The sequence below is a fragment of the Paractinoplanes durhamensis genome, assembly GCF_016862175.1.
GTDB lineage: Bacteria > Actinomycetota > Actinomycetes > Mycobacteriales > Micromonosporaceae > Actinoplanes > Actinoplanes durhamensis.
The window spans coordinates 152,321-177,016 of sequence record NZ_BOML01000019.1; the positions used below are offsets into that span (position 1 = coordinate 152,321).

At 70.8% G+C, this 24,696-nt stretch carries 28 protein-coding genes; 16 read left to right on the forward strand and 12 right to left on the reverse strand.

Annotation, left to right across the window (positions count from 1 at the left end; translation table 11 throughout):
* Positions 1-10: 10 nt before the first annotated feature.
* Genes Adu01nite_RS10455 through Adu01nite_RS10475 form a run of 5 tightly spaced genes read left to right on the forward strand, consistent with a single transcriptional unit; the run spans position 11 to position 4,562 of the window.
* On the forward strand, positions 11-1,351 hold the full coding sequence (locus tag Adu01nite_RS10455; protein WP_203726384.1) for an ABC transporter substrate-binding protein: 1,341 nt from the start codon (positions 11-13) through the stop codon (positions 1,349-1,351).
* Between the two features lie 25 nt (positions 1,352-1,376).
* A complete protein-coding gene (locus Adu01nite_RS10460; RefSeq protein ID WP_239132281.1) occupies positions 1,377-2,345 on the forward strand; it encodes a carbohydrate ABC transporter permease in 969 nt (322 codons plus the stop codon).
* Positions 2,345-3,175: a carbohydrate ABC transporter permease gene (locus Adu01nite_RS10465; RefSeq protein ID WP_203726385.1), complete on the forward strand. Its 831-nt coding sequence runs from the start codon at positions 2,345-2,347 to the stop codon at positions 3,173-3,175. The genes Adu01nite_RS10460 and Adu01nite_RS10465 overlap by 1 nt, the downstream gene beginning before the upstream one ends.
* A 5-nt stretch (positions 3,176-3,180) precedes the next feature.
* On the forward strand, positions 3,181-3,846 hold the full coding sequence (locus Adu01nite_RS10470) for a hypothetical protein (RefSeq protein ID WP_203726386.1): 666 nt from the start codon (positions 3,181-3,183) through the stop codon (positions 3,844-3,846).
* Positions 3,847-3,863: 17 nt separating this feature from the next.
* A complete protein-coding gene (locus Adu01nite_RS10475; protein WP_203726387.1) occupies positions 3,864-4,562 on the forward strand; it encodes a MerR family transcriptional regulator in 699 nt (232 codons plus the stop codon).
* A gap of 38 nt (positions 4,563-4,600) precedes the next feature.
* On the opposite strand, the gene Adu01nite_RS10480 is transcribed toward Adu01nite_RS10475, so the two are convergent.
* Entirely contained in the window at positions 4,601-5,602 is a 1,002-nt protein-coding gene (locus tag Adu01nite_RS10480) for a sugar phosphate isomerase/epimerase family protein (protein ID WP_203726388.1), read from the reverse strand.
* Between the two features lie 11 nt (positions 5,603-5,613).
* Positions 5,614-6,792, reverse strand: coding sequence for a Gfo/Idh/MocA family protein (locus Adu01nite_RS10485; RefSeq protein ID WP_203726389.1), 1,179 nt, complete (start codon positions 6,790-6,792; stop codon positions 5,614-5,616).
* 106 nt (positions 6,793-6,898) lie between these two features.
* On the opposite strand from Adu01nite_RS10485, the gene Adu01nite_RS10490 reads away from it, so the two are divergent.
* Positions 6,899-7,894, forward strand: coding sequence for a LacI family DNA-binding transcriptional regulator (locus Adu01nite_RS10490; protein WP_203726390.1), 996 nt, complete (start codon positions 6,899-6,901; stop codon positions 7,892-7,894).
* On the opposite strand, the gene Adu01nite_RS10495 is transcribed toward Adu01nite_RS10490, so the two are convergent.
* The 4 genes from Adu01nite_RS10495 to paaI form a co-directional block, all read right to left on the reverse strand.
* A complete protein-coding gene (locus Adu01nite_RS10495) occupies positions 7,884-8,957 on the reverse strand; it encodes a glycoside hydrolase family 3 N-terminal domain-containing protein (RefSeq protein ID WP_203726391.1) in 1,074 nt (357 codons plus the stop codon). The two genes, Adu01nite_RS10490 and Adu01nite_RS10495, sit on opposite strands and share 11 nt — an antisense overlap.
* A 134-nt stretch (positions 8,958-9,091) precedes the next feature.
* Positions 9,092-10,399: a phenylacetate--CoA ligase PaaK gene (gene paaK / locus Adu01nite_RS10500; RefSeq protein ID WP_203726392.1), complete on the reverse strand. Its 1,308-nt coding sequence runs from the start codon at positions 10,397-10,399 to the stop codon at positions 9,092-9,094.
* Positions 10,400-10,411: 12 nt separating this feature from the next.
* A complete protein-coding gene (locus Adu01nite_RS10505) occupies positions 10,412-10,999 on the reverse strand; it encodes a TetR/AcrR family transcriptional regulator (protein ID WP_203726393.1) in 588 nt (195 codons plus the stop codon).
* Positions 10,996-11,376 carry a hydroxyphenylacetyl-CoA thioesterase PaaI gene (gene paaI / locus Adu01nite_RS10510; RefSeq protein ID WP_203726637.1) on the reverse strand — a complete coding sequence of 127 codons (381 nt, stop codon included), beginning with the start codon at positions 11,374-11,376 and terminating at the stop codon, positions 10,996-10,998. Before paaI ends, Adu01nite_RS10505 begins: the two co-directional genes overlap by 4 nt.
* A gap of 100 nt (positions 11,377-11,476) precedes the next feature.
* On the opposite strand from paaI, the gene paaN reads away from it, so the two are divergent.
* The 9 genes from paaN to paaE are packed head-to-tail and all read left to right on the forward strand — an operon-like array spanning position 11,477 to position 18,848.
* A complete protein-coding gene (gene paaN / locus Adu01nite_RS10515; protein ID WP_203726394.1) occupies positions 11,477-13,171 on the forward strand; it encodes a phenylacetic acid degradation protein PaaN in 1,695 nt (564 codons plus the stop codon).
* The gene (locus Adu01nite_RS10520; protein ID WP_203726395.1) at positions 13,164-13,535 is read left to right on the forward strand and encodes a beta-ketoacyl-[acyl-carrier-protein] synthase family protein; all 372 of its coding nucleotides are present in this window, start codon (positions 13,164-13,166) and stop codon (positions 13,533-13,535) included. The genes paaN and Adu01nite_RS10520 overlap by 8 nt, the downstream gene beginning before the upstream one ends.
* Positions 13,532-14,269: an enoyl-CoA hydratase/isomerase family protein gene (locus Adu01nite_RS10525; protein ID WP_203726396.1), complete on the forward strand. Its 738-nt coding sequence runs from the start codon at positions 13,532-13,534 to the stop codon at positions 14,267-14,269. Before Adu01nite_RS10520 ends, Adu01nite_RS10525 begins: the two co-directional genes overlap by 4 nt.
* The gene (locus Adu01nite_RS10530; RefSeq protein ID WP_203726397.1) at positions 14,266-15,141 is read left to right on the forward strand and encodes a 3-hydroxyacyl-CoA dehydrogenase family protein; all 876 of its coding nucleotides are present in this window, start codon (positions 14,266-14,268) and stop codon (positions 15,139-15,141) included. Before Adu01nite_RS10525 ends, Adu01nite_RS10530 begins: the two co-directional genes overlap by 4 nt.
* Entirely contained in the window at positions 15,138-16,064 is a 927-nt protein-coding gene (gene paaA, locus Adu01nite_RS10535) for a 1,2-phenylacetyl-CoA epoxidase subunit PaaA (protein ID WP_203726398.1), read from the forward strand. Before Adu01nite_RS10530 ends, paaA begins: the two co-directional genes overlap by 4 nt.
* The gene (gene paaB / locus Adu01nite_RS10540) at positions 16,061-16,357 is read left to right on the forward strand and encodes a 1,2-phenylacetyl-CoA epoxidase subunit PaaB (protein WP_203726399.1); all 297 of its coding nucleotides are present in this window, start codon (positions 16,061-16,063) and stop codon (positions 16,355-16,357) included. Before paaA ends, paaB begins: the two co-directional genes overlap by 4 nt.
* A 7-nt stretch (positions 16,358-16,364) precedes the next feature.
* Positions 16,365-17,249 carry a 1,2-phenylacetyl-CoA epoxidase subunit PaaC gene (gene paaC / locus Adu01nite_RS10545; protein ID WP_203726400.1) on the forward strand — a complete coding sequence of 295 codons (885 nt, stop codon included), beginning with the start codon at positions 16,365-16,367 and terminating at the stop codon, positions 17,247-17,249.
* Positions 17,250-17,287: 38 nt separating this feature from the next.
* Complete coding sequence (paaD, locus tag Adu01nite_RS10550; protein WP_203726638.1) at positions 17,288-17,788, forward strand: 1,2-phenylacetyl-CoA epoxidase subunit PaaD; 501 nt, start codon at positions 17,288-17,290, stop codon at positions 17,786-17,788.
* 1 nt (position 17,789) lies between these two features.
* Positions 17,790-18,848 (forward strand): 1,2-phenylacetyl-CoA epoxidase subunit PaaE, encoded by a 1,059-nt coding sequence (paaE, locus tag Adu01nite_RS10555; protein WP_203726401.1) that lies wholly within the window; start codon positions 17,790-17,792, stop codon positions 18,846-18,848.
* Positions 18,849-18,896: 48 nt separating this feature from the next.
* On the opposite strand, the gene Adu01nite_RS10560 is transcribed toward paaE, so the two are convergent.
* From Adu01nite_RS10560 to Adu01nite_RS10575, 4 genes are all read right to left on the reverse strand, one after another.
* Positions 18,897-19,496 carry a class I SAM-dependent methyltransferase gene (locus Adu01nite_RS10560; protein ID WP_203726402.1) on the reverse strand — a complete coding sequence of 200 codons (600 nt, stop codon included), beginning with the start codon at positions 19,494-19,496 and terminating at the stop codon, positions 18,897-18,899.
* Positions 19,497-19,546: 50 nt separating this feature from the next.
* Positions 19,547-20,305, reverse strand: coding sequence for a TIGR03089 family protein (locus Adu01nite_RS10565; RefSeq protein ID WP_203726403.1), 759 nt, complete (start codon positions 20,303-20,305; stop codon positions 19,547-19,549).
* Between the two features lie 24 nt (positions 20,306-20,329).
* Positions 20,330-20,611 carry a peptidoglycan-binding protein gene (locus Adu01nite_RS10570; protein ID WP_203726404.1) on the reverse strand — a complete coding sequence of 94 codons (282 nt, stop codon included), beginning with the start codon at positions 20,609-20,611 and terminating at the stop codon, positions 20,330-20,332.
* Between the two features lie 100 nt (positions 20,612-20,711).
* Positions 20,712-21,014 carry a DUF732 domain-containing protein gene (locus Adu01nite_RS10575; protein WP_203726405.1) on the reverse strand — a complete coding sequence of 101 codons (303 nt, stop codon included), beginning with the start codon at positions 21,012-21,014 and terminating at the stop codon, positions 20,712-20,714.
* Positions 21,015-21,515: 501 nt separating this feature from the next.
* On the opposite strand from Adu01nite_RS10575, the gene Adu01nite_RS10580 reads away from it, so the two are divergent.
* Positions 21,516-22,463: a S1C family serine protease gene (locus Adu01nite_RS10580; protein WP_203726406.1), complete on the forward strand. Its 948-nt coding sequence runs from the start codon at positions 21,516-21,518 to the stop codon at positions 22,461-22,463.
* Here Adu01nite_RS10580 and Adu01nite_RS10585 read toward each other — a convergent pair.
* Both Adu01nite_RS10585 and Adu01nite_RS10590 read right to left on the reverse strand, forming a co-directional pair.
* Positions 22,435-23,943 carry an FAD-dependent monooxygenase gene (locus Adu01nite_RS10585; protein ID WP_203726407.1) on the reverse strand — a complete coding sequence of 503 codons (1,509 nt, stop codon included), beginning with the start codon at positions 23,941-23,943 and terminating at the stop codon, positions 22,435-22,437. The genes Adu01nite_RS10580 and Adu01nite_RS10585 overlap by 29 nt on opposite strands.
* Before the next feature lie 99 nt (positions 23,944-24,042).
* Complete coding sequence (locus Adu01nite_RS10590; RefSeq protein ID WP_239132282.1) at positions 24,043-24,651, reverse strand: TetR/AcrR family transcriptional regulator; 609 nt, start codon at positions 24,649-24,651, stop codon at positions 24,043-24,045.
* Positions 24,652-24,696: the final 45 nt, after the last annotated feature.

Genomic DNA, 24,696 nt, shown 5'->3' on the forward strand with positions numbered 1-24,696 from the left:
GCCACACGACATGCTTCCCATCACGAGGAGCGCCACGCACGATCAACCTACCCCGGCGCTCCGTCCGACACGCCGCCGCCTGCTCGCCGCCGCTCTCGTCGCGCCCCTGCTCCTCGGGGCCGCGGCATGTGGTGGCGACGACGACTCCGGCGGCGGATCGAGCGACAAGGTCGAGCTCTCCATCTTCTGGTGGGGTGCCGACAAGCGCGCCGAGCTGACCGACAAGGCGCTCGCGCTCTACACCCAGAAGCACCCGAACGTGACGTTCAAGAAGACCTGGCAGGCCAACCAGGGCTACTTCGACAAGCTCGCCACGCTGACCGCCGGCGGCAACGCGCCGGACATCTTCCAGATCGACGACAACTTCATCGCCGAGTACGCCCAGCGCGGCGTCACCCTGGACCTGCAACCGTCCGCGGACAGCGGCAAGATCGACGTCGCCAAGTTCCCGAAGAGCCTCGTCGAGTACGGAAAGGTCGACGGGAAGCTGGCGGGCGTCGCCATGGGTGAGAACACCCAGGGCCTGGTGTTCGACAAGACCCTGCTCGACAAGTTCAAGCTGCCGGCCCCGACCACCGGCATGAGCTGGGAAGACTTCATCAAGTGGGCGACCAACGTGTCCAAGGTCGCGAAGGTGCCCGGCACCCAGGACCCGAGCGCCGTCTACCAGGCCCTCTGGGTCTACCTGCGGCAGAACGGCAAGGACCTCTACAAGGACAACAAGCTCGCGTTCGACGAGGCCGACATCACCAAGTGGTTCCAGCTGTGGAAGGGCGCTCGCGAGGCCGGGGCCACCCCGACCCCGGACGTGATCCACGAGGGCAACGACTCCAGCGTCAGCAAGCAGCTGGTGGTGACCGGCAAGGCGGACACTTCCTGGGTCTGGGTCAACCAGATGCCGGAGCTGAAGAAGAACACCAAGAGCGAGCTCGGCGTCATCGCCTACCCCGGTGACCCGAGTGCCCAGTGGGCCCGCGCCTCGATGTACTTCTCCATCTTCAAGGGCACGAAGAAGAAGGACGCCGCGATCGACGTCGTCAACTTCCTCGCCAACGACCCGGAGGCCGGCAAGATCCTCGGCACCGACCGGGGCCTGCCGCCCAACCTCGACGTCCGTGCGCAGGTCGCGGCGTCGGTCACCGACGCGAGCATGAAGCAGACCATCGAGGTGCAGAACGAGCTCGGCACCAAGTTCGGGCCGACCTCGCCGGCCGTTCCGCCGAAGGGCCACAGCAAGGTCAAGACCGAGCTGGTCCGCATCGCGGAAGAAGTGACCTACGGCCGATCGACCCCCGAGGCGGGTGCTACGGCGTTCGTCACGGCCGCCAAGGCGGCCATCGGGCAGAGCTGAGGAACTTTTCGTGACAATGGCTCAAATGCCGGTCCGTCCGACCGAGCCCGCGCCCCCGGTCCCCGCCGCACATCGGCGGGGCCGGGTGGCCCGCCGGCGGCGTCGTGAGGGCCTGGCCGGCTACGTGTTCCTCTCACCCTGGCTGCTCGGCCTGCTCGGGATCACCGCGATCCCGATGCTGCTCTCGCTGTATCTCAGCTTCACCGACTACAGCCCGCTGATCCCGGTCACCGAGGCCAACTGGATCGGCCTGGAGAACTACCGGCGGATGTTCACCGCCGATCCGCAGTACTGGCACGCGGTGCGGGTCACCGCGACCTTCGCGCTGATCGCGGTGCCGCTGAAACTGGCGTCCGCGCTGGGCGTGGCGTTGTTGCTCAACAAGACCATGCGCGGCATCTCGGCCTTCCGCGGTCTGTTCTACCTGCCGTCGCTGCTGGGCGGCAGCGTCGCGGTGGCCATCGTCTGGCGCAGCATGTTCAGCGGCGACGGGGCGGTCAACTCGTTCCTGTCGCTGTTCGGGATCAAGGGCGAGGCCTGGGTGAACGACCCGACCTGGGCGCTGCCCACCCTCATGCTGCTGGCCATCTGGCAGTTCGGCGCCCCGATGGTGATCTTCCTGGCCGGCCTGAAACAGGTGCCGGTCGAGCTCTACGAGGCCGCCTCGGTGGACGGCGCCAGCCCGTGGCGCCGGTTCGCCCACATCACCCTGCCCATGCTGTCCCCGGTCATCTTCTTCAACCTGGTCCTGGAGACCATCCACGGCTTCCAGGGCTTCACGTCGGCGTTCGTGCTCAGCAACGGCACCGGCGGACCGGTCGACTCCACCCTCATGTACACGCTTCGCCTCTACAACGCCGGCTTCGTCGAGCTGAACATGGGCTACGCGTCCGCGATGGCCTGGGTCTTCCTGGCGGTGATCGGCACGATCACGGTCGTGCTGTTCAGCACCGGGCGGTTCTGGGTCCACTACTCCGACTCCGAGGAGCGGTGATGCGCTCGAAAGTACGCCTGCTGGCGTTGATCGTGATCCTGGCGATCGTGCTCTACCCGCTGCTCTGGATGGTCGGCACGTCGTTCAAGTCGCAGCAGGAGATCGCCAGCAACATCGGCCTGTTCCCGCGCGAGTTCACGCCGAAGAACTTCTCCGACGGCTGGCACAAGTTCGACTTCGCGTTCGGCCGGTTCTTCCTGAACAGCGCGATGGTCGCCATCCTGACCGTGATCGGCAACACGCTGTCCTGTCTGCTGGCCGCCTATGCGCTGGGGCGGCTGAAGTTCCGCGGGCGGGGTCTCTGGTTCGCCATCATGATCGGCACCCTGCTGCTTCCCGGGCACGTGTTGATCATCCCGCAGTACATCCTGTTCCGGACCCTCGGCTGGGTCGGTGGCGGCTGGCCCTACCTGCCGCTGCTGGTGCCGCACTTCCTGGCCACCGAGGCGTTCTTCGTGTTCCTCATGGTCCAGTTCATGCGCGGCATTCCTCGCGAACTCGACGAGGCCGCGGTGATCGACGGTGCCTCCCCGTACGGGGTGTTCCGTCACGTCATCCTGCCGCTGAGCCGGCCGGCCCTGGTCACCACGGCGATCTTCTCGTTCATCTGGACCTGGAACGACTTCTTCCGGCAACTGGTGTACCTGTCCGACCTCAAGGACTACACCGCGCCGGTGGCCCTCACCCTGTTCATCGACTCGACCAGCGAGAGCTCGGTCGGCCCGATGTTCGCCATGTCGCTGCTGTCGCTGGTTCCGGTGTTCCTCTTCTTCGTCGCCTTCCAGCGACTCCTGGTCGAGGGCATCAACACCAGCGGCCTGAAGGGGTGAGTCCGATGCCGCATGACTGGCGCGACTCGCTGCGCCTCGCCGCTGACCTGGCGTTGCTCGGCATTGTCGTGACGCTGCTGTCGCTCCCGCTGTTCACCGCGGGGGCGGCGGTGGCGGCCGGCAGCTTCGCGATCGGCCACCTGATCGCCTACGGCCGGTGGCCGTCCTTCACCGGCCTGTGGGCGTTCTTCCGGCGCCGGCTGCTGCCCGGTCTCGTGGCCGGCCCGGCGGTGGCCGTCGCCATCACCCTGGTCGTCATCGACGTGGCGGCTCTGCGCCGGGGTGCTGTCCCCGGCGGGGCCCCGGTCCTGACCGCGGTGCTGGCCGTCGCGGTCCTGGCGGCCGGCTACGTCGCGCTGGTGGCGGTGCGCGCCGGGACCATCGCCGGCGTCGCGCCGGGTGCCGGCGATGCCCCGCACCGCATCGGCGCCGGCGTTCCCGGGGCACCGAACGGGGGAGCGGCGCGGTCGGCCCTGACGATGGCGTTGTCCCGCCCGGCCGCCCCACTCGCCGCGGCCGGGGTGCTGGGCGTGGCCGCGCTGCTGGCCTTCTTCGTGCACCCGGTGCTGGTGCCGGTGCTCGCGGGTTACGTCCTCTTCGCCCTGCACGTGGTCACACCCCGGGTGATGGGCCGGTCGGCGGTCTCCGCTCTTGACTCTCCGGTGACCTGAGGCCTGATGCTGGACGCGTGAACGGCGACGACCTCTTCAACATCGGTGCCTTCGGCGCGGCGACCGGCCTGACCGTCCCGGCGCTACGCCACTACGACGAGATCGGCCTGCTCAAGCCCGCGCAGGTCGATCCGGGCACCGGCTACCGGCGCTACGGCCGGGACCAACTCGACGACGCCCGCCTGATCTGCGGCCTGCGCGCCGTCGGCGTGCCGATCGACGAGATCCGGGCGGTGGCCGGCCGGCCCGCCGAGGACTTCCGTGCGGCGCTGGACACCCACCGGGACCGGCTGGTCGCTCAACTCCGTGTGCTGGCGCAGCGGATCGTCGCCGTCGACGAGTTCATCGAGAAGGGAACCCCGATGCCCGCTCTGCAGGACATCCGCCCGGTGCAGCTCCGCATCCAGGTCGCCGACGTCCGGAAGGCGGCCGCCTTCTACACGGCCGCGTTCGACGTCGTCTTCAACGAGGCGATCTCCTCGCTGCAGTTCGGCACGTACCGCTCGGACCGCTTCTTCCTGATCACTCTCGAGGAAGGCGGCGGACCGAGCGGCTCCCGCTTCGGGCTGCTGGTCGACGACGTCGACGCCGCGCATGGCCGGGCGCTCGCGGCCGGCGGCGCCGAGCATCACCCGCCGGCCGACTTCGCCTGGAAGCCCCGCACGTCCTGCGTCCGCGACCCCGACGGAAACCTGATCGACCTGAGCCAGGCGTAACACTGTTCAGTTGTCAAGAAACGGGCGGGCGGGTGGGGTCAGACGCCGGCGGTGCGGGCCGCGGCCAGGAGGCTTTCCGCGGCCTGGCGCAGGCCCTCGATCTGGTCGAGCTCGGCGTCCTCGTGCTCGATGTTGACCGCCATGTCGGGATCGACGGCGTGCAGCGCCCGCAGGAACGGCGCCCAGAACTCCTCGCCGTGGCCGCGGCCCACCGCCACGAACTGCCACGACGGCCGGGACGGCCACTGGTTGAGCGTGTTGTTGCCGCCCAGGCCGAGCGGGTTCTGATCGGCCGGCACCCGGGTGAAACGGTCGTCGAGGACGCCGAAGAGCCGCACGTTGTCGTCGTTGATCCGGGTGTCCTTGGCGGCGGCGTGGAAGACCAGGTCGCCGAGGTGTTCGACGGCGGCGACCGGGTCGATGCCCTGCCAGAACAGGTGGCTGGGGTCCATCTCGGCGCCGACGTGGGTGGCGTTGGTCTGCTCGACCAGCCGCTGCAGGGTCGGCGGGTTGAAGACCAGGTTGTGCGGGTGCATCTCGATGCAGATCTTGACGTCGGCGTCGGCGGCACGGGCCTGGACGTCCTTCCAGAACGGGATCGCCACCTCGTTCCACTGGTAGTCCAGGACGTCGAGCCACTGACTGTCCCAGGGGTTGACCACCCAGTTGGCCGCGGTGCTGCCGGGGTGGGCGCCGGGCAGGCCGGACATCGTCACGACCCGCTTGACGCCGAGCGCGGCGGCCACCTCGATGGTGCGGTGCAGGTCGGCCGCGTGCCGCGGACCGACCAGCGGGTCGGGGTTGAGCGGGTTGCCGTTGACGTTGAGCCCGGTCAGCGTGATGCTGGCCTGGGCGAAGCGGCCCAGATAATCCTCCCGGGCGGCGCTGCTGGCCAGGATGTCGTCGATCGGGAGGTGCGGGGCGCCGATGAAGCCGCCGCTGTTGATCTCGGCGCTGGTCAGGCCCATCTCACCGAGGATCTTCAGGGTCTCGTCGAGGGAACGGTCGTGCAGGCAGGCGGTGTAGGCACCGAGTTTCATCAGGGGACTCCTCAGAGCTGGACGGGCTTGTCGGTGGCGGACACGACCGCGTCGAGGACGCGCAGGTTGTGCAGGCCGTGCGCCATGTCGGGGCACGGCGGCAGGGTGGGGTCGCCGGCGATCTGGTCGAGGAACGCGCGGGCCTGGTAGACGAAGAAGTCGTTCTGCCCGTGGCCGACGGTGGGGAAGTCCATCGGCAGGCCCTGCCCGACGTAGGGGTGCCAGGGGCCGATGAAGACGGTGCGTACACCGTTGACCTCGGGGGCCGGCCCGGCGTCGGCGATGGTGAACTCGGCCGGCCGGGTCAGGTCGAACGATGCGGTGCCGTTCTCGCAGAACAGGTCGATCCGCAGCGTGTTGGCGTGCCCGAAGGCGATCCGGGACAGCGAGAAGGTGCCGACGGCGCCGTTGCCGTACGACGTGGTGAAGGTGCAGACGTCCTCGTTCTCCACCGGCACCCGCTCGTCGCTCACCTGGACGCCACCGGCGTGGCCGACGGCGACCCCGAGCGGCTTGGGCCGGTCGGCGACCACCGTGGTCAGCGTCGTGCCCTGCACGCCGGCGGTCGGCCCGCAGAAGAACTCGGCCAGGTCGACCATGTGGCTGCCGATGTCGGCGAGCACGCCGCTGCCGGGGCCGCCGAGATAGCGCCAGCTCATCGGGCGCTGCGGGTCGTAGCCGTAGTCGCACCAGTAGTTGCCCACGAAGTGGCGCACCGGGCCGAGCCGGCCCTCGACCTGCTGCTTGATCGCGTTGATCGCGGGGGAGCGGCGGAACGTGAAGCCGACCGCGTTGATCTGGCCGGGTGCGGCGGCCGCGGCCTCCACCATGGACTGCGCCTCGGCGACGCTGGGGGCGAGGGGCTTCTCGCAGAGCACGTGCTTGCCGGCGGCCAGGGCGGCCTCGGTGATCTCGCGGTGCAGGCTGTTGGCGACCGCGACGCTGATCGCGTCGACGTCGGGGGCGTCGACGACGGCCCGCCAGTCGGTCTCGGCGCGGGCGAAGCCGTAGCGGGCGGCGGCGTCGGCGGCGAACGGCTCGTGGAGGTCGGCGACGGCGACCAGGCGGGGAGCGGGACGGTCGAGGCCGAAGACGGTGGCGGCGCTCCGATAGGCGTTGGCGTGAGCGCGGCCGACCGTGCCGGCTCCGATGACGGCGACGCCGATGGGTTGGGGCGAAGGTTGCGGCATAGGGGGTTACCTCCGAGGGGTGGCGCTCGGTTTTAAAGCGCTTTAAGTCCCTGTACTATCTGAGTCGATCTCGATCTGTGTCAAGGGATTCACGGGGAGTGATTTGGTGGATCAACGACCACGCCTGGCCGACGTCGCCGCCCGCGCCGGCGTCTCGACCGCATCGGTGTCCCTCGTTCTGCGCGGCGAGCCGGGCCCGAGCGCCGAGACCCGCGAACGCGTGCTGGCCGCCGCCGCCGAGCTCGACTACCGGCCCGACCGCACGGCCAGCCTGCTCGCCCGCCGCCGGCGCCATCTGCTCGGTGTCCTGCTCGACGTGCGCAACCCGTTCCACGCCGAGCTGGTCGAGGAGCTGCACGTCGAGGCGGACAAGGCGGGCTACGAGGTGGTGCTGTCGACGCTGACCCGCGGCCGCGACGAGGACCGGGCGATCGAGACGCTGCTCGACTTCCGTTGCGAGGCGCTGATCCTGCTCGGCCCGGACGCGTCCGAGGAGGCCCTCGACCGGCTGGCCGCCCAGGTGCCCTGCGTGGTGATCGGCCGCACGGTCGGCGCGGCCCAGGTCGACGTGGTCCGCCCGGCCGACGACATCGGGGTCGACGCGGCGCTGCTGCATCTGATCGGTCTCGGACACCGGGAGATCGCGTTCGTCGACGGCGGGCAGGGCGCGGTGGCGGCGATCCGGCGCCGCGGCTACCGCCGTGCGATGCGCCGCGCGGGCCTGCTCCCGCTGATCGTCGCGGGCGACCACACCGAGGAGGGCGGCGTGCTGGCCGGGCGCCGGCTGCTGGCCGGGCCCGCGCTGCCGACGGCGGTGGTGGCGTCGAACGACCGGCTGGCGGTCGGCCTGATGGACGCGTTCGTCCGGGCCGGCGTCGACGTGCCGGGCCGCGTCTCCATCGTGGGGTATGACGACAGCAGCCTGGCCCGGCTCGCCCACATCGACCTGACCTCGGTCAACCAGGACGCGCCCGCCCAGGCCCGCAACGCCGTGCTGGCCGCCGTCTCCCGCCTCGACAAGGGCCGCACGGTGCGTTTCGAGGCGGTTCTGGTGCCGCACCTGGTGGTGCGGGGCAGCACCGCCCCGCCGGTCAGCAGCTGAGCAGCCCGGCCCGCTGTTTGGCCACCAGCACGTGCCGGGCCGCATCGGTCAGCCGCGCGCCGAAGGCCGGGTCGCGGCCGGCTTTCTCGGCCAGCGCGGCCGACATCGGCGCCGCGTCGGCCGGCCGGATGGTGAGCGCCATGTCGCCGCCGGCCGCCACGAAACGCACCGCCCGCTGGCCGGCCGGCACCGCGTCGAGCGCCGTCGCGGCACCCAGGTCGTCCGACATGATCAGCCCCGGGAAGCCGAGCCGTTCGCGCAGCAACCCGGTGACGATCGGTGCGGAGAACGCCGCGATCGCGTCCGGATCGAGCCGTGGGTAGCGGGCCGAGGACATCATCACCGCGGCCGAGCCGGCTTCGATCCCGGCCGAGAACGGGCCGAGATAGGGATCGTTCGCGGTCGCCATGTTGTCGGCGGCGTCGGCCGAGGTGTCCGTGTTGACGGTCACCCGGCCCAGGCCCGGGAAGTGCTTGAGCACGGTCAGCACGCCCGCGTCCTGGCTGGCCGGCACGACCGTCCGGATGCTCGCCGCGACCTTGGCCGGGTCGGAGCCGAACTGCCGGTGCCAGTAGCCGATGGGCGGGTTGCGCTCGCCCAGCACGGCCGGGACGGTGTCGGCGACCGGTGCGAGGTTCATCGTCACGCCGATCCCGGCCAGGCGGCGGGCGCTGTCCGCGGTGGTGTCGCGCAGCGTCGCGGCCGGGTCCGCGCCCAGGGTCTGCGCCGACGGCAGCCGCGGGAAGTCGGGGCCCTTGAGGGTCTGCACGTTGCCGCCCTCCTGATCGAGCGAGATCAGCAACGGCAGCGACGCCCGCTGCTGCAGCGCCGCGATGCCGGGCCGCAGCTGACCGGCCGTGCGGGTGCTGCGGCCGTGCAGGAACACCCCGCCGAGGTGGTACTTCGCGACCGTGTCGCCGAGGTCGCCCGGATCGTCGACCGCGGTGCCGATCATGAGCACCTGACCGGCGAGCTCCGCCGGGCCGAGCCGGCCGAGAGTTTGGGTGACGCAATCGGCCGAGGGCGAAGCCGACGGCGATGCCGGCGGCGACAACGAGGGCATCGGCGAAACGGACGGCGCAGACAAAGGTGGTGGCGACGATGAGCATCCCGCCAGGAACAGGGGGAGTGCCACGGCAAGGTTTGTCACGGTCCGGCTTCGCATCGGCAGTCAACCTATCGGGTCGGCGCACACCCTCATGACGCCCTCCGCAGGTCGACTATCCGCCGCGCCTTGCCCATCGACCGTTCGACACCGTCCGGCTCGATGACTTCCACCCGTACCGAAACTCCGATCGTGTTCTTGATCGCGGTGACCAGATCGTGGCCCGCCTGCGTGGCCACCTCGGGGTTCGTCCCGGTGCGGCGCTCCACTTTGACCGTCAGCGCGTCGAGGCGGCCGTCGCGGCTCAGCACGCACTGGAAATGGGGTGCGAGCGCGGGCGTGCGCAGGATCAGCTCCTCGATCTGGGTCGGGAAGACGTTGACCCCGCGCAGGATCATCATGTCGTCGGAACGGCCGGTGATCTTCTCGATCCGCCGCATCGGGCGTGCGGTGCCGGGCAGCAGCCGGGTGAGATCGCGCGTGCGGTAGCGCACCACCGGCATGGCCTGCTTGGTCAGTGAGGTGAAGACCAGCTCGCCGACCTCGCCGTCGGGCAGCACGTCGCCGGTCTGCGGGTCGATGATCTCGGGATAGAAATGATCTTCCCAGACGTGCGGGCCGTCCTTGGTCTCGATGCATTCGTTGGCGACGCCCGGGCCCATCACCTCGGACAGCCCGTAGATGTCGAGCGCGTGCATGTCGAGCCGTTCCTCGATCTCGCGGCGCAGATCCTGCGTCCAGGGTTCGGCGCCGAAGATGCCGATCTGGAGCGAGGTGGCTCGCGGATCGATGCCCTGCCGTTCCATCTCGTCGACGATCGCCAGCAGATAGCTCGGCGTGACCATGATGATCTCCGGCTCGAAATCCTTGATCAGCATGACCTGACGCTCGGTCATCCCGCCGGAGACCGGAATGACGGTGCAACCCAGCTCCTCCGCGCCGTAGTGCGCGCCGAGGCCTCCGGTGAAAAGGCCATAACCATAAGCGACGTGTACGCGGTCGCCCGGTCGCCCGCCCGACGCGCGGATCGAGCGTGCCATCAGCCGGGCCCACGTGTGCAGGTCGTCCTTCGTGTAGCCGACCACGGTCGGCTGCCCGGTCGTGCCGGACGACGCGTGCACCCGGGCGATCCGCTCGCGCGGCACGGCGAACATGCCGAACGGGTAGTTGGCCCGCAGCGTCGCCTTGTCGGTGAACGGGAACTTCGCCAGATCGGCGAGACTCCGCAGGTCACCGGGGTGCACCTGGCGCTCGTCGAACAGCTTGCGGTACTGCGGCACATTCTCGTACGCGTGCTGGAGCGACCATTTCAGGCGGCTCAGTTGCAGGTCGCGCAACTCGTCGATCGAGGCGCGCTCGATCGGGTCGAGATCTTCGGGACGGGGGGAGCGATCCTGCACTTTCTCTACCTCCTACATGCGCAGTCCTTCGAAGGCGATGCTGATGACGGCGTCGGCGATGGCCTCCGCGCCGCCCGGCCGCGGCCGGTACCACTCGGTCAGCGAGTTGACCATGCCGAGCAGCAGGCGGGCGGCGGTCGCCGGGTCGACATCCGGCCGGACGTCACCCTCCGCCTGCGCCTGTTTGACCAGCTCGGTCACGACCGCGTCGAACTCGCGCCGCCGCGTCAGCGCGTGTTGCTCGACCTCGGTGTTGCCCCGCACCCGCAGGAGCACGGTGACGAACTCGAACCGCTCGGCGAGGACCAGGACGCTGCTGCGGATCAGCCGCTCGAGCCGCTCGATGGCCGGCAGATCGAGCTCCCGCACATCCTCGGCCGCCTCGAACAATCCGTCGAGTGCCCGGTCCATCGCCATCTGCAGCAACTGCTCCTTGCCGCTGATGTGGTGATAGACGCTCGATTTGGTGATGCCGAGTGACTCGGCGATCTCGAACATGCTTGTCGCGTCATACCCCTGCTCGTTGAACAGGCGCACCGCGGCGGTCAGCACCGCGTCCTGGTCATGGCCGGGCCGCCCGCGCCGGCGCGGCGCCGTCACGCCGGCCTCCCCGGGCCGATCACCCGGCTGCGGCCGCGGAACTCGGCGACCACGTCGCCGTCGCGGGTCACGGTCACGTCGTAGATCCCGCTGCGACCGCTGGTCACTCTCTCTTTTGCGTACGCCGTGAGCAGGTCACCGGCCTTGGTCGGGCGGAGGAACGTGACGTCGGCGCCGGCTGCCACGGTCACCGGACCATGGCTGTTGCACGCACACGCGAACGCGGTATCAGCGAGCATGAAGACGTAACCGCCGTGCGTCATCGCGTGCCCGTTGACCATGTCGCCGGTGACCCGCATCCGCACGGTGGCCTCGCCGTTCCCGGCGGCGAGCAACTCGATGCCGAGAGCCTTGGAGGCGGTGTCGCGGTCGAACATGTCGTGCGCCGGAGTCCGTGCCACCTTGTCTCCCAAGCCTTGATAACCGACCGATCGTTCGGTAGATATTTAAGCCACAGCCAACCGCAATGGAGCGCAGATGACAACCCCCACCGAGTTGTACGAAACGCATCGCGAGCTGCTCGATCGGGCCGTTCAGGCTGCCCAGGAGCGGGACTACTGGTCCGCCTTCCCGGAGTCGCCGAGCAAGAGCGTCTACGGCGAGGATGCCGCGCCCGCCGGCGAGCGGGCGTTCACCGCACTCCTCGGCAAACAGTTCCCGATCGACGTGCCCGGCGCGGTCGGCATGGTGTCCACCGAGCGTTCCCCGTTCGGCATCGAGCTCGGCGTGAGCTACCCGAAGGCCGACCCCCTGGCTCTGGTCGCCGCCGCGCGCGCGGCCGTCCCGGCCTGGCGCGCCGCCGGTCCGGAAGGCCGGGCCGGGGTCGCCGCCGAGATCATCAGGCGGATCAACGCGCGCAGCTTCGAGCTGGCCCACGCCGTGCAGCACACCACCGGCCAGGCCTTCGTGATGGCGTTCCAGGCCGGCGGCACGCATGCGCAGGACCGTGCGCTCGAGGCGGTCGCCTACGCCCTGGCCGCGTCCACCCGGATGCCGGCCGGTGCCACCTGGGCCAAGCCGCAGCGCGGCACCGAGCCGCTGCGCCTGGAAAAGACCACCACCGTGGTCGGCCGTGGCGTCGCCCTGGTGGTCGGCTGCACCACGTTCCCCACCTGGAACAGCTACCCCGGCCTGTTCGCGAGCCTGGTCACCGGCAACCCGGTGATCATCAAGCCGCACCCCGGCGCCGTCCTGCCGCTCGCCATCACCGTGCAGATCTGCCGCGAGGTCCTCGCCGAGGCCGGCCAGAGCCCCGACCTGGTCAGCCTCGCCGTCGAGGAGCCCGGCGACGGCATCGCCGCCACCCTCGCCACCCACCCCGACGTGCGCATCGTCGACTTCACCGGCTCCAGCGAGTTCGGCAACTGGCTCGAGGCCAACGCCCGCCAGGCCGTCGTCTACACCGAGAAGTCCGGGCTCAACACGGTCGTCGTCGACTCCACCGACGACTACAAGGGCCTGCTGCGCAACCTCTCCTTCTCGCTGTCGCTCTACAGCGGCCAGATGTGCACCACCCCGCAAAACCTGCTGGTCCCGCGGGACGGCATCGAGACCGACGCCGGCCACAAGAGCTTCGACGAGTTCGGCGCCGACCTGGCCGCGGCCCTCGACAAGCTGCTCGGCGACCCGAAGCGTGCGGCCGGCACGCTCGGCGCCATCGTCAACGACGGCGTGCGCGGCCGGCTCGCCGAGGCGGGCGACCTGTCGTCGGCGATCCACCCGTCCGCCGAGGTGACCGACGAGCAGTTCCCCAACGCCACCATCCGCACCCCCGTGGTGGCCCGGCTCGACGCGGCCGACGAGAAGGTCTACACCCGTGAGTGGTTCGGCCCGGTCTCCTTCCTGATCGCCACCGACTCCACCCCCCACAGCCTCGAGATCTTCGTCGAGACGGTCCGGGCGCACGGCGCGCTGACCGCCGCGGTCTACTCGAGCTCGCCGGATGTCCTGGCCGCGGCCCGGGAGGCAGCGCTCGACGCCGGCGTGCACCTCTCGGAAAACCTGACCGGTGGCGTCTTCGTCAACCAGACGGCGGCGTTCAGCGATCTGCACGGCACCGGCGCCAACCCGGCCGCCACCGCCTCCCTGACCGACGACCACTTCGTGACCGGCCGGTTCTTCACGCTCCAGTCCCGCCACCACGTCGCGGCGCCGGAGGGCACGAATGCCTGAGGCCTACCTCGTCGGCGGGGTCCGCACCCCGCAGGGGAAATACGCCGGCGGCCTCGCCGGCGTGCGTCCCGACGACCAGGCCCTGGCCCGGGCCGGCTGGGGCGTGGCCGACCTCGACGCGGTCGAGCTCAACGAGGCGTTCGCCGTGCAGTCGCTCGGCGTGATCCGCCGGCTCAAGCTCGACGAGGAGCGGGTCAACGCCGACGGCGGCGCCATCGCCCTCGGCCACCCGCTCGGCTGCTCCGGCGCCCGGATCACCGTCACCCTGCTCGGCCGGATGGAGCGCGAGGGCGCCCGCCGCGGCCTCGCCACCCTCTGCGTCGGCGTCGGCCAGGGCGTGGCCATGCTGGTGGAGCGGCCATGACCGGCTCGACGCTCACCGTCGAGGAGCTCGACGACCGGGTGGTGGTGACGTTGCGCCGCCCTGAGGCGCGCAACGCGATAAACGCGGCCATGGTCCGGGAGCTGCACGAGGTGTGCACGGTGCTGGAGGAACGGCCCCGGCTGCTGCTCCTGACCGGCGGCGACGGCGTCTTCGCGGCCGGCGCCGACATCGGTGAGCTGCGCGAGCGCGGCCGCGACCAGGCGTTGCAGGGCATCAACAGCCGGCTGTTCGACCGCATCGCCCGGCTGCCGATGCCCACCGTCGCGGCCGTCGACGGCTACGCCCTGGGCGGCGGCGCCGAGCTCGCCTACGCGTGCGACATCCGCCTCGCGTCGCCGGCCGCGGTCTTCGGCAACCCGGAGCCCGGCCTCGGCATCCTCGCCGCGGCCGGTGCCTGCTGGCGGCTGCGCGACCTTCTCGGCGCGTCGGTCGCGAAACAGGTGCTGCTGGCCGGCCGCCGGCTCGACGCCGACGACGCGATGCGGCTCGGCCTGGTCGCCGAGGTCGTCCCCACCGACGACCTGCTGAAACGAGCACATGCGCTGCTCGACCGGATGGCCCGTTCCGGCCCGCTCGCGCTGCGCCTGACCAAGCTCGTCACCGACGCGCCCGGCGGCCACCCGGTCACCGACGACCTGGCCCAGGCGATCCTGTTCGAGTCCTCCGACAAGAGCGTCCGGATGGACGCCTTCCTCGCCGGCGGCCGGTCATGACCGATCTGATCGAGGCTCTGGTGCCCAAGACCGTCGGTGTCATCGGCGGGGGCCGGATGGGTGCCGGCATCGCCCAGGTGTTCGCGGTGGCGGGTGCGGTGGTCTGCCTCGCCGAGCGGGATCCGGCCGCCGCCCAGGCCTCCCGTGACCGGGTGGCGATGGGCCTGCTCCGGGCCGCGGAGAAGGGCAAGCTCACCGAATCGCCCGACGCGGTTCTCGAACGCCTCGTCCTGGTCGACGCGGTGGCCGGGCTGCCGTCCGACGCCGATCTGGTGATCGAGGCCGTGCCCGAGGACACCGCGCTGAAGATCCGGGTGCTCACCGCCGCCGAGCTGGCGGTCGGTGAGCAGGCCGTGCTGGCCAGCAACACCAGCTCGCTGTCGGTCGCCGGCATCGCCGACGGGCTGCGCCGGCCCGGGCGCTTCCTCGGCATGCATTTCTTCAACCCGGTGCCGGCCAGCAGCCTCGTCGAGGTGGTCATCGGGCCGCAGACCGGCGACGACGCCCGCGATGCCGCCCGGTCCTGGGTGGCCGGGCTCGGCAAGACCGAGGTGGTGGTGCGCGACTCACCCGGCTTCGCCACCAGCCGGCTCGGCGTGCTGCTCGGCCTCGAGGCGATCCGGATGCTCGAGGAGGGCGTGGCCGACGCCGCGTCGATCGACCGGGCCATGGAGCTGGGCTACCGGCACCCGATGGGCCCGCTGCGCTCGACCGACCTGGTCGGCCTCGACGTGCGGCTGGCCATCGCCGAGCACCTGCGGGCGGAGCTGGGCGACCGGTTCGCCCCGCCACAACTGCTGCGCGACAAGGTGGCCCGCGGCGAGCTCGGCCGCAAGACGGGCCAGGGTTTCTTCAGCTGGGAGACAGCATGAACGGCGAACAGGTCTTCGAGGACACCCTCGCGAAGGACCAGCGGGTCGAACCGCGCGACTGGATGCCCGACGGCTACCGCAAGACGATGATCCGGCAGATCGCCCAGCACGCGCACTCCGAGATCATCGGCATGCAACCGGAGGGTGCCTGGATCACCCGCGCACCGACGCTGCGCCGCAAGGCGATCCTGCTCGCCAAGGTGCAGGACGAGGCCGGTCACGGTCTTTACCTCTACTCGGCGGCCGAAACCCTCGGTGCCGACCGGGGCGACCTCACCCGGCGGCTGATCGAGGGCCGGCAGAAGTACTCGTCGATCTTCAACTACCCGACGCTGACCTTCGCCGACGTCGGGGTGATCGGCTGGCTGGTCGACGGTGCCGCCATCTGCAACCAGGTGCCGCTGTGCCGAAGTTCTTTCGGGCCGTACGCGCGGGCCATGATCCGCATCTGCAAGGAGGAGTCCTTCCACCAGCGGCAGGGCTACGAGCTGCTGATGACCATGATGAGCGGCACCGCGGCGCAGCGCGCGATGGTGCAGGACGCCACCGACCGCTGGTGGTGGCCGTCGCTGATGATGTTCGGGCCGCCCGACGCGGAGTCGCCCAACAGCGCCCAGTCGATGGCCTGGAAGATCAAACGGCACAGCAACGACGAGCTGCGGCAGCGGTTCGTCGACATGAGCGTCCCGCAGGCCGAGGCGCTCGGCGTGACCCTGCCCGACCCAGCGCTGCGCTGGAACGCCGACCGCGGGCACCACGACTTCGGCGAGATCGACTGGGCCGAGTTCAAGAAGGTCATCGCCGGCAGCGGCCCGATGAACCAGGAGCGCCTCGCCCACCGGCGGCGGGCGGACGAGGACGGCGCCTGGGTGCGCGAAGCCGCCGCGGCGCACGCGGCCAAGCGGTCGGGAGCACAGCGATGAGCGACGAGATCAAGCACGAGTGGCCGCTGTTCGAGGTGTTCGTGCGGGCCAAGCGCGGCCTCAACCACGTGCACGTCGGCTCGCTGCGGGCGGCCGACCACGAGATGGCCCTGCACCACGCCCGTGACCTCTACACCCGGCGCAACGAGGGGGTCAGCATCTGGGTGGTGCGCTCCGACGACGTGGTCTCCTCCGGGCCCGGCGACAAGGACGCGTTCTTCGCACCCAGCGGGGACAAGGCCTACCGCCACCCGACGTATTACGCCATTCCCGACTCGGTTCCGCACATCTGAGGCCGCCATGTCCTTCGACGACGCCTACGACGCGCTCACCGACCACGACGACGACACCCGCTGGGCGTACGGGACGGGATTCGCCGACCCGCTCGCCGGTGTGCCGACCGCCGTGCCCGACGGCGTCGATCCGGCCGACCTCGTGGCTTACTCCCTGATGCTCGGCGACGACGCGCTGGTCATGTCGCACCGGCTGCAGCAGTGGGTGACCCGGGCCCCCGAGCTGGAGGACGAGATGGCGATCGCCAACATCGGCCTCGACCTGCTCGGCCAGGCCCGGCTCCTGCTCAGCCGGGCCGGCGAGGTCGAGGGGGCGGGCCGCGGCGAGGACGCGCTGGCCTACCTGCGCGACCCGGCCGGCTTCCGCAACGTGCGGCTGGCCGAGCTCGCCGCCGAGGACTTCGCCCACCTCGTCGCCCACCTGCTGGTCTTCGCCACCTGGCGGCTGGCCCTGCTCGACCGCCTGTCCGCCTCCCGCGACCCGGTCCTGGCCGCGATCGGCGCCAAGGGGGTGAAGGAGGTGACCTACCACCGGGAGTACGCGGCGGGCTGGGTCGTCCGCCTCGGCGACGGCACCGAGGTCTCGCACGCCCGCATGCGTGCCGCGGCCGAGGCGATCGAGCCGCTGGCCGGCGAGCTGTTCGCGCCGCACGAGATCGAGCTGCGCCTGGCTGCGGCCGGAGTCGCGGTCGACCCGGCCACCCTGCGGCCGGAGTTCGACGACGTCCTCACCCAGGTCCACCAGCTCGCGACCCTGCCACCGCCGCCCGCCCGCGACGCCGTGACCACGTCCGGCGCCTCCGGCCGCGATGGCATCCACGGCCCGGAACTTGCCGAGATCCTGGCCGAGATGCAGGAACTGGCCCGGGCGATCCCTGGCGGTGCGTGGTGAAGGTGACGGCGTCCGGCCGGCCGCCCGGCATGGCGGACATGGGCGGCGTCTTCACGGCGACCGCGGTGGCCGGGTCGGTAGCCGATCCGGAGCTGCCGGTGCTCACCCTGGCCGACCTGGGAATCATTCGGGACGTCCGGGAGAGCGACGACGGTGTCGTCGTGACGATCACCCCGACCTATTCGGGTTGCCCGGCGATGGAGGCGATGCGCGACGACATCGTGGGGGCGCTGCACCGGGCCGGATTCGGCCGGGCCGAGGTGCGTACCGTGCTGTCGCCGGCCTGGACCACCGACTGGATCAGCGAGACCGGCCGGGCGAAGCTCGCCGCCGCCGGGATCGCCCCGCCCGGCGCGGCTCCCCGCCGCGGCGCCGGGCCCATCCCGCTGGTGATCGGCGTGCGCGCGGAGGCGGTGCCCTGCCCGCAGTGCGGGCATGCCGAGACCGAGCAACTGGCCGCCTTCTCCGCGACCGCCTGCCGTGAGCTGCGGCGATGCCTGTCCTGCCGGGAACCGTTCGAGCACGTGAAGGAGATCTGACGTGGTCGTGCGTGACTTCCGGCCGCTGCGGGTGGCCGGGATCGAGCGGCTCTGCGACGACGCGGTAGCGGTGACGTTCGACGTGCCGGACGAGCTGGCGTCGCGGTATGCGTTCCGGGCCGGGCAGTCGCTGACCGTGCGCAAGCCGGGAGACGCGGCCGACGAGCGGCGCAGCTATTCGATCTGCGCCGCCGAGGGGGAGCGGCCGCGCATCGGGGTGCGCGAGGTGCCGGGTGGGCTGGTGTCCGGGTGGCTGGTGCGGGAGCTGCGGGTGGGGGACGCGGTCGAGGTGGCGCCGCCGACCGGGAGTTTCACGCCGGATCTGGTGGCCGGCGGGCGACACGTGATGATCGCGGCCGGTTCCGGGATCACACCGGTGCTGTCCATCGCGACCTCGCTGCTACGGAACCCGAAGGCGCAGGTCAGCATCCTGTACGGGAACCGGCGCGCGGCGACCGTGATGTTCGCGGAGGAGCTGGCCGATCTCAAGGACAGCCATCCGTCGCGGCTGGAGCTGGCGCATCTGCTGTCCCGGGAGGCCCGGGAGGTCGACCTGCTCAGCGGGCGGATCGACGCCGCCAAGCTCCGCGAGCTGCTCCCGCTCCTGATCGACGTGCGCGCGGTGGACCACTGGTGGCTGTGCGGCCCGTTCGGGATGGTGGTCGACGCGGTCGAGGTGCTCGGCGAGGCGGGAGTCGAGTCGGAGCGGATCCACCGGGAGCTGTTCTGGGTGGACGAGGTGCCGCCCACGCCGCGCCGGTCGGAGGCGGGGATCGCGGGCCCGTCCAGCGAGGTCACGGTGATCATGGACGGGCGGTCGACGCTGGTCGAGGTGGCCGACGGCGACACCGTGCTGGAAGGCGCCCAGCGATCCCGGCCCGACCTGCCGTTCGCCTGCAAGGGCGGCGTGTGCGGCACGTGCCGCGGCCGGGTGCTGGAGGGCGAGGTCACCATGCGGCGGAACTTCGCGCTCGAGCCGCACGAGCTGGCCGAGGGATTAGTGCTGACCTGCCAGTCGACCCCGGTCACCCCGAAGCTGGTCGTGACGTTCGACGAGTGAGCCCTGCACGGCGAAGGCCGCCCTCGGGTGAGGGCGGCCGTGAGCAGGTCAGGCGAGCTTCGCCAGGGCGAAGATCTGGCTCTCCTCCGGGCCGTTCTCCGGGGTGAAGTTGACCGTGTCGATGGACTCGACGGCGAAACCGTGGGCCTCGAGAACCGCCTTCAGGTCGGGCTCCAGGTAACCGGAGACCGTCACCGGCACGCCGAGGAACTCGAACGGCAGGCTGTCGCCGTCGAAGTTGACCATGCCGACCGCGAAGTAGCCGCCGGGCTTGAGCCAGCCGGCCACCTTGCCCAGGGTCTTCTCGATGTCGGCCTTGCTCAGCATCAGCAGCGAGAAGAAGGCTGTGACGGCCTCGAACTCGCCGAAATCGTCGGGGAGCTCGGCGAAGTTCGCGTGCACGAACTCGGCCGCGGGAACCTGGTCGCGGGCGAGCTTCAGCATTCCCTCGGAAATGTCCACACCGACGACCCGGTGGTCGGACTCCGCGAGGATCTTGGCGGTGGGCACGCCGGTGCCGCAGCCCAGGTCGACCACCGAGGTACCGGCCGGGAGCAGCGCGCTGATGCGTTCCACCAGCGCCGCCTGGAAGGGGTTGCTACTGTGTTCGCCCTGGTATTTCTCGGCGAGTTGGTCGAATACCTCCATGGCCGGGAGGTTACCGTCAAGTGTGGATGATCTCTAGCGTGCGAAGGTCCTCAGTAGACCTCTGAACGGCTACGTTCCCGATTCGCGCGGATGTGGCGATCACGGCACCGGCGAGCCCAGCACGTGCGTGACGCCCTCGGCCGCGACCCGCTCGTCGATGCGGGACGGGTCGAGGTCGGCGCAGAGCACGATGGAGGCCCCGCGGCGAGCGGAGCCAGCAACCACATCAGCGGTTGCTCGCTGCCGGCCGCGTCGAGCAGCACCCGATCGCCGGGGCCGATACCGTACGACTCGGCGATGCCGGCCGCCAGTTCGCCGTACTCCCCGAAGGTCGCACCGACCGCCGCGAGGTCGCCGGCGCCGGCGAGTTGAGCCGGTGGCGCCGCACCCAGATAGGACCGCACCTCGGTGGCGAAGTCGCGGTAGCCGGCCGGAACGTCCGGGGCGGGCGCACCGGCCGGGGCCAGGCCCAGCACGAACGGGTGCCGGCCGGAGGGCACATCGTCCAGCCAGTTGCCGACCCGGCGCCGTTCCACGAACGTGGCGTCGAAGCCGGCGCCGGCCGGGGAGAGCCCGGCGGTCGCCCAGCCGCGATACGACACCTCGAGGCCGGCCGACCACGCGCCGAGCAGCACCGCCGCGGTCTGCCAGTGCGGCGGGAGCAGCACCGCCACCCGGCTGCCCGGCCCGAGGCCGCACCCCTCGGTGAGCAGCGCGCCCGTCGCCGCCGCCCAGCCACCCAGCTCCGCCGCGGTCAGGCCGGTCCGCTCGCCGGTCGCGTCGTCGTAGTAGACGAACAGCTCGCTCATCCCGAGCACCCTAGCGGGGCGGGATCAGGCGGCCAGGTCCAGATGACGTTCGCGGACTTCTTTCGCGTAGCGGACCAGCAGGTGCACGGTGTGCGGCCCGGCCACGCCGTCGGCCTCGAGGCCGACCCGGGCCTGGAAGGCCCGCACCATCTCGGTCAACTCCTCGTCGCTGTCACCGATCGTCACATCCAGATCGGCGAACAGGGCACGCACCGTAGTGGGATCGGCCGGCGGTGACGTCTCCGGCCAGCCGATCAAGCCACCTACGGCGGTGCCGACCATGGTGAACATCTCGCGTGCTGACATGACTGCCTCCTGCCGTGACCCTGGGGGATCGGGTACCTCCAGAATCCGCAGGAAAGCTGTGTTGCACATCGGACCTTGGTCCCGAGAACCTGTGCCCTGTTCAGACTTTCGGCCGACTTTCGCACATGGTGCTACCGGCCAGGGCGACCAACTTTCCGGCGTCGGTGCTGGTCACACCCTGCTCGCTGAGCTCACCGGCCACGGCGGTGGCCTTCCGGCCTGCGGCGAGAGCGTCGCAGGCCTGCTGGCCGAGCTGCTCCACCTCCTCGTCCCGCCGGTCGAGCGCGACCTCCGGCAACTGCTTCTGCACGGCCGCCACGAACCGGTCCAGCCCGGGACTGCCGCTCCCGGCCCCGGCCGGCTCCGCCGTCCGCTTCGCCTGCGGCGGACGGGAGGAGGTCACGGATAGCGATTCGGTCGAAGTCACCGAAGGTACGGAAGCGGCAGCGCGTTCCGGCGGTGCCGCGGCCGGCTCGTCCGCGCAGCCTGCCAGCGCCGCGATAAACCCGAGCGTCACCAGGGCGCGCCTCACTGCGGGCCCTTCCGATCGCTGGGAGCCGGCGGCAGCGGTTCCACGGCCGGCGGCCAGACGCGCAGACCGGGCCGAGCGACGGTGGGCGCGACCAGAGTTGGCGCAACCAGGGTCGGGGCGATCAGCGCCGGATGCGGAGGCTCGGTGTCGCGGGGAGACAGCGGCACCGCGATTGTGGTGAAACGGGCTAAAGACACCCGAAAAGGTTAGGTGCGCAACCACGGGCCGAGCGGCGGCGCGCCCACGCGCGGGTGGCGACTCGACCCGGTCGAGTGACCGGCGGCATACAGCAAAGCCACAGACGCTTCACCGGGTTCGAACAAGTTTCCGGGCAACTGTTGACGCACCAGCCGAACGAAGCGAGGCGTCGCCATGACCGATCTGATGAGCCGGCCCCCTTACTACCGCGGTGCCCACGGCGCGTACGCCGACGAGCGCACCGGCGATCGCGACGACAACACCAACGTCACGCCGCCTCCGCCGCCGGCCCCGCCGTACGTCATGCCGCCGTCCGGTGGTGGCGGTGGCCGGCACTGGCCGCGTCGCGTCGGTGGCGCCGCCGCGATCCTCGCGCTGGTCGCCGGCGGCGGCACCGCGGGCGGCGTGCTCGCCGAGCGTTACCTCGCCGACCACCCGGCCACGGCCGCCACCACCAGCAGCGTCACCTCGACCACCGCGACCAGCACCTCCACCGGGTCCGCGACCGAGGGTGACGACCTGGCGGCGGTCGTGAAGGCGGTGCAGCCGAGCGTCGTGACGGTGCTGGTGGACGGCAACCAGTCGTCCTCGCTCGGCTCCGGCGTGGTGATCAGCTCGGACGGGCTGATCCTCACCAACAACCACGTGATCGCCGAGGACGGCACGGTGAGTGTGCGGTTGTCGTCGGGCAAGACGGTGCCGGCCACGGTCGTCGCCACCGACACCACCAACGACCTGGCCCTGGTGCAGGCGACCGGGCTGTCCGGGCTGACCCCGGTCACGTTCGGCACCGACGACTCGGTGATCGTCGGGGACACCGTGCTCGCGTTCGGGGCGCCGCTCGGCCTGGAGAACACGGTCACCTCCGGCATCGTGTCGGCGCTGGACCGCAGCGTGGACACCGGCACCGAGAAGCTGACCGGGCTCCTGCAGACCGATGCGGCGATCAACCAGGGCAACTCCGGTGGCGCCCTGGTCGACACCTCCGGTCACGTGATCGGGATCAACGTGGCGATCGCCACCGCCAGTGAGAGCAGCACCGGCAGCATCGGGGTGGGTTTCGCGATCCCGGCCGACAAGGTCACCGCCGTGATCAAGCAGCTGGAGAGCCAGATCCGCTGACCTCCGGCGCGCCGAACCACCTGGTCAGCGCGGTCCGCAGCGACCCGGCGTCGGGTGCCGCTACATCCGACGCCCAGGCCACGTAGTTGTCCGGCCGCACGAGCAGGGCGGACAGCCCGTCGACCGGCACCGCGACGACGTCGACGCGGTCCCGCCACGGCGCGGCGACCTCGGCGAGCGTGCCGGTGTTGTCGACCAGCAGCGGCCGGCCCGACCGGGTGACCGGGCCGAGATCGGGTGCGAACCCGCCGGCCGGCGGCGTACCCACGTCGTACCGGATGTCGGATCCGGCAATGAGCGAAGCGATGTGCTGGAGCACGTCGGGTTTCTGCAGCAGCTCGCCGAAGAGCGTGCGCAGCGCGGTCACCTCCGGGCCCGGTCCGGTGAGGGCGTGCTGGGCGAGGGTGTGCATGGTGACGCGGGCGCCGGCCGGGCGACGCTCCGACTCGTAGGTGTCGAGCAGAGCGTCCGGGGCCCAGCCCCGCACGGTCGCGGCCAGTTTCCAGCCGAGGTTCACCGCATCCTGCAGACCGAGGTTGAGGCCCGGCCCACCCATCGCCGAGTGCACATGCGCCGCGTCACCGACCAGCAGCACCCGCCCGTCCCGGTAACGCTCCGCGAGTCGCGTGTTGCCGCCGGAGAGGCGGCGCAGCAGGTGCGGTCCGTCGCCGTCCGGCGGGCCCAGCGGGATCTCGATGCCGCCGAGCACGTGCTTGAGGGCCTGCTGGAGTTCGGCGATGGTGAGGTCACCGTCCGGCGCGGGCAGGGAAGACGTGTTGACGCTGATCAGGGTGCGGCCGTCCGGGAACGGTGCGTAGGCGATCAGCCCGAGCTCGGTGCGATGGTGCAGGAACGGCGGAATCACTCCGTAGCCGGGCACCCGCAGACCGCCGGTCACCGGGTCGCGCAGCTCGGCCGGGACGGTGACGTGCGCGGTGCGACCGACCGTGCGGTCGGTGGTGATGCCGGGGAATTCGATCCCGGCCAGCTTGCGGGTGATGCTCTTGCCGCCGTCCGCGCCGACCAGATAGCGGGTCTCGATCCGATAGCCGCCGTCCGGCCCGTCGACGTCGACGAGCACCCGGTCGTCCTTCTGGGCGAGCCCGGTCAGGCGGTGACCGCTGCGAATGGTCACGCCCAATTCGACGGCCCGCGCCGCGAGCATTTCCTCGATCTTCCGCTGCGGCACCATCACCAGATAGACCGGGCTCTCCGGCAATTCGTGGAGCGGCAACGGGAACGCCGCGAACATGAATTGCTGCGCCGGCGTGGGCGGCCGGGAACTGCCGGTCAGTCGTTCGTAGAGGCCACGCCGGTCGAGCATCCGGATGACCTGCCCGACCATCCCGTTGGCGCGTTGTTCCAGCGAAGGGCCGGTGCGCTGCTCCAGCACGAGCGGCTGCACGCCGGCCAGTGCCAGTTCACAGGCGAGCATGAGTCCATTAGGTCCCGCCCCCGAGATGACAACATCGAAAACCATCGGAAACCCCTTTTGATCGTACGCGTCGAAAAGCTCACCACCGCAGCGCGAACCGCCCCGGCGTTTGGAGAAAAACGCGGGTTGCCCTTGATGAAAAGGTCAGGAAATAGGTGGTGGCAGCCCAGCCGTGATCTGCTGGAGGGCCTCGGCCAGCAATTCCTGAATGCTGGACCTGCTGACGAGCGAGGCCTGGCTGGCCACGTTCACCGCGGCCAGGACCGTCGCGGCGACGAGGTTGGGATAGAGGTCGGTGGTGGGGTCGGTGCCGGTGCGCTCGGCGACCGCGGCGGCGATCGCGGCCTGGGCGAGCGCGCCCGCCCGGAGGATCTCGGCCTGGATGGCCGGGGCGGCGGTCATCAGTTGCACGCCCGCCGCCCAGGCCGCACGGTCGGGATGGGGGTGTGCGGTCACTTCCGGACCGGGGGTGAGCTGGTCGAAGATGGCGTGGGTGATGGCGTCCCAGAGCGGCTCGCCGGCCGGGCGCGCGCGCAGCGCGTCGGCCCCGCGCCGGAACCGGTCGAGATGCCGGGACGCGACCGCCTCGGCCTTGCTGCCGAAATAGTTGTTGAACGTGCGCGGCGAGACACCGGCTTCGGTGGCGATGTCCTCGACCAGCACCTTGTCGTAGCCGCGTTCGACGATCAGCCGGATGGCCGCCCAGCTCAACGCCGACCGCGTCGCCTGCTTCTTCTGTTCCCGCAACCCCACCGACGTAACGCTAGCAAAAACTGCGGGCCACGCAAAGATGCGTGA

Bases quoted from the DNA above. Each gene is read 5' to 3' on its own strand.
- paaB (WP_203726399.1), top strand. From the start codon at position 16,061: ATGAGCGACGAGATCAAGCACGAGTGGCCGCTGTTCGAGGTGTTCGTG.
- Adu01nite_RS10525 (WP_203726396.1), top strand. From the start codon at position 13,532: ATGACCGGCTCGACGCTCACCGTCGAGGAGCTCGACGACCGGGTGGTG.
- Adu01nite_RS10465 (WP_203726385.1), top strand. From the start codon at position 2,345: ATGCGCTCGAAAGTACGCCTGCTGGCGTTGATCGTGATCCTGGCGATC.
- paaC (WP_203726400.1), top strand. From the start codon at position 16,365: ATGTCCTTCGACGACGCCTACGACGCGCTCACCGACCACGACGACGAC.
- Adu01nite_RS10585 (WP_203726407.1), bottom strand. From the start codon at position 23,943: ATGGTTTTCGATGTTGTCATCTCGGGGGCGGGACCTAATGGACTCATG.
- paaA (WP_203726398.1), top strand. From the start codon at position 15,138: ATGAACGGCGAACAGGTCTTCGAGGACACCCTCGCGAAGGACCAGCGG.
- Adu01nite_RS10530 (WP_203726397.1), top strand. From the start codon at position 14,266: ATGACCGATCTGATCGAGGCTCTGGTGCCCAAGACCGTCGGTGTCATC.
- Adu01nite_RS10570 (WP_203726404.1), bottom strand. From the start codon at position 20,611: ATGTCAGCACGCGAGATGTTCACCATGGTCGGCACCGCCGTAGGTGGC.
- paaI (WP_203726637.1), bottom strand. From the start codon at position 11,376: ATGTTCGACCGCGACACCGCCTCCAAGGCTCTCGGCATCGAGTTGCTC.
- Adu01nite_RS10560 (WP_203726402.1), bottom strand. From the start codon at position 19,496: ATGGAGGTATTCGACCAACTCGCCGAGAAATACCAGGGCGAACACAGT.
- Adu01nite_RS10485 (WP_203726389.1), bottom strand. From the start codon at position 6,792: ATGCCGCAACCTTCGCCCCAACCCATCGGCGTCGCCGTCATCGGAGCC.
- Adu01nite_RS10470 (WP_203726386.1), top strand. From the start codon at position 3,181: ATGCCGCATGACTGGCGCGACTCGCTGCGCCTCGCCGCTGACCTGGCG.
- Adu01nite_RS10455 (WP_203726384.1), top strand. From the start codon at position 11: ATGCTTCCCATCACGAGGAGCGCCACGCACGATCAACCTACCCCGGCG.
- paaN (WP_203726394.1), top strand. From the start codon at position 11,477: ATGACAACCCCCACCGAGTTGTACGAAACGCATCGCGAGCTGCTCGAT.
- Adu01nite_RS10495 (WP_203726391.1), bottom strand. From the start codon at position 8,957: ATGCCCTCGTTGTCGCCGCCGGCATCGCCGTCGGCTTCGCCCTCGGCC.
- Adu01nite_RS10480 (WP_203726388.1), bottom strand. From the start codon at position 5,602: ATGAAACTCGGTGCCTACACCGCCTGCCTGCACGACCGTTCCCTCGAC.
- Adu01nite_RS10520 (WP_203726395.1), top strand. From the start codon at position 13,164: ATGCCTGAGGCCTACCTCGTCGGCGGGGTCCGCACCCCGCAGGGGAAA.
- Adu01nite_RS10460 (WP_239132281.1), top strand. From the start codon at position 1,377: ATGCCGGTCCGTCCGACCGAGCCCGCGCCCCCGGTCCCCGCCGCACAT.
- Adu01nite_RS10565 (WP_203726403.1), bottom strand. From the start codon at position 20,305: ATGAGCGAGCTGTTCGTCTACTACGACGACGCGACCGGCGAGCGGACC.
- Adu01nite_RS10580 (WP_203726406.1), top strand. From the start codon at position 21,516: ATGACCGATCTGATGAGCCGGCCCCCTTACTACCGCGGTGCCCACGGC.
- paaD (WP_203726638.1), top strand. From the start codon at position 17,288: ATGGGCGGCGTCTTCACGGCGACCGCGGTGGCCGGGTCGGTAGCCGAT.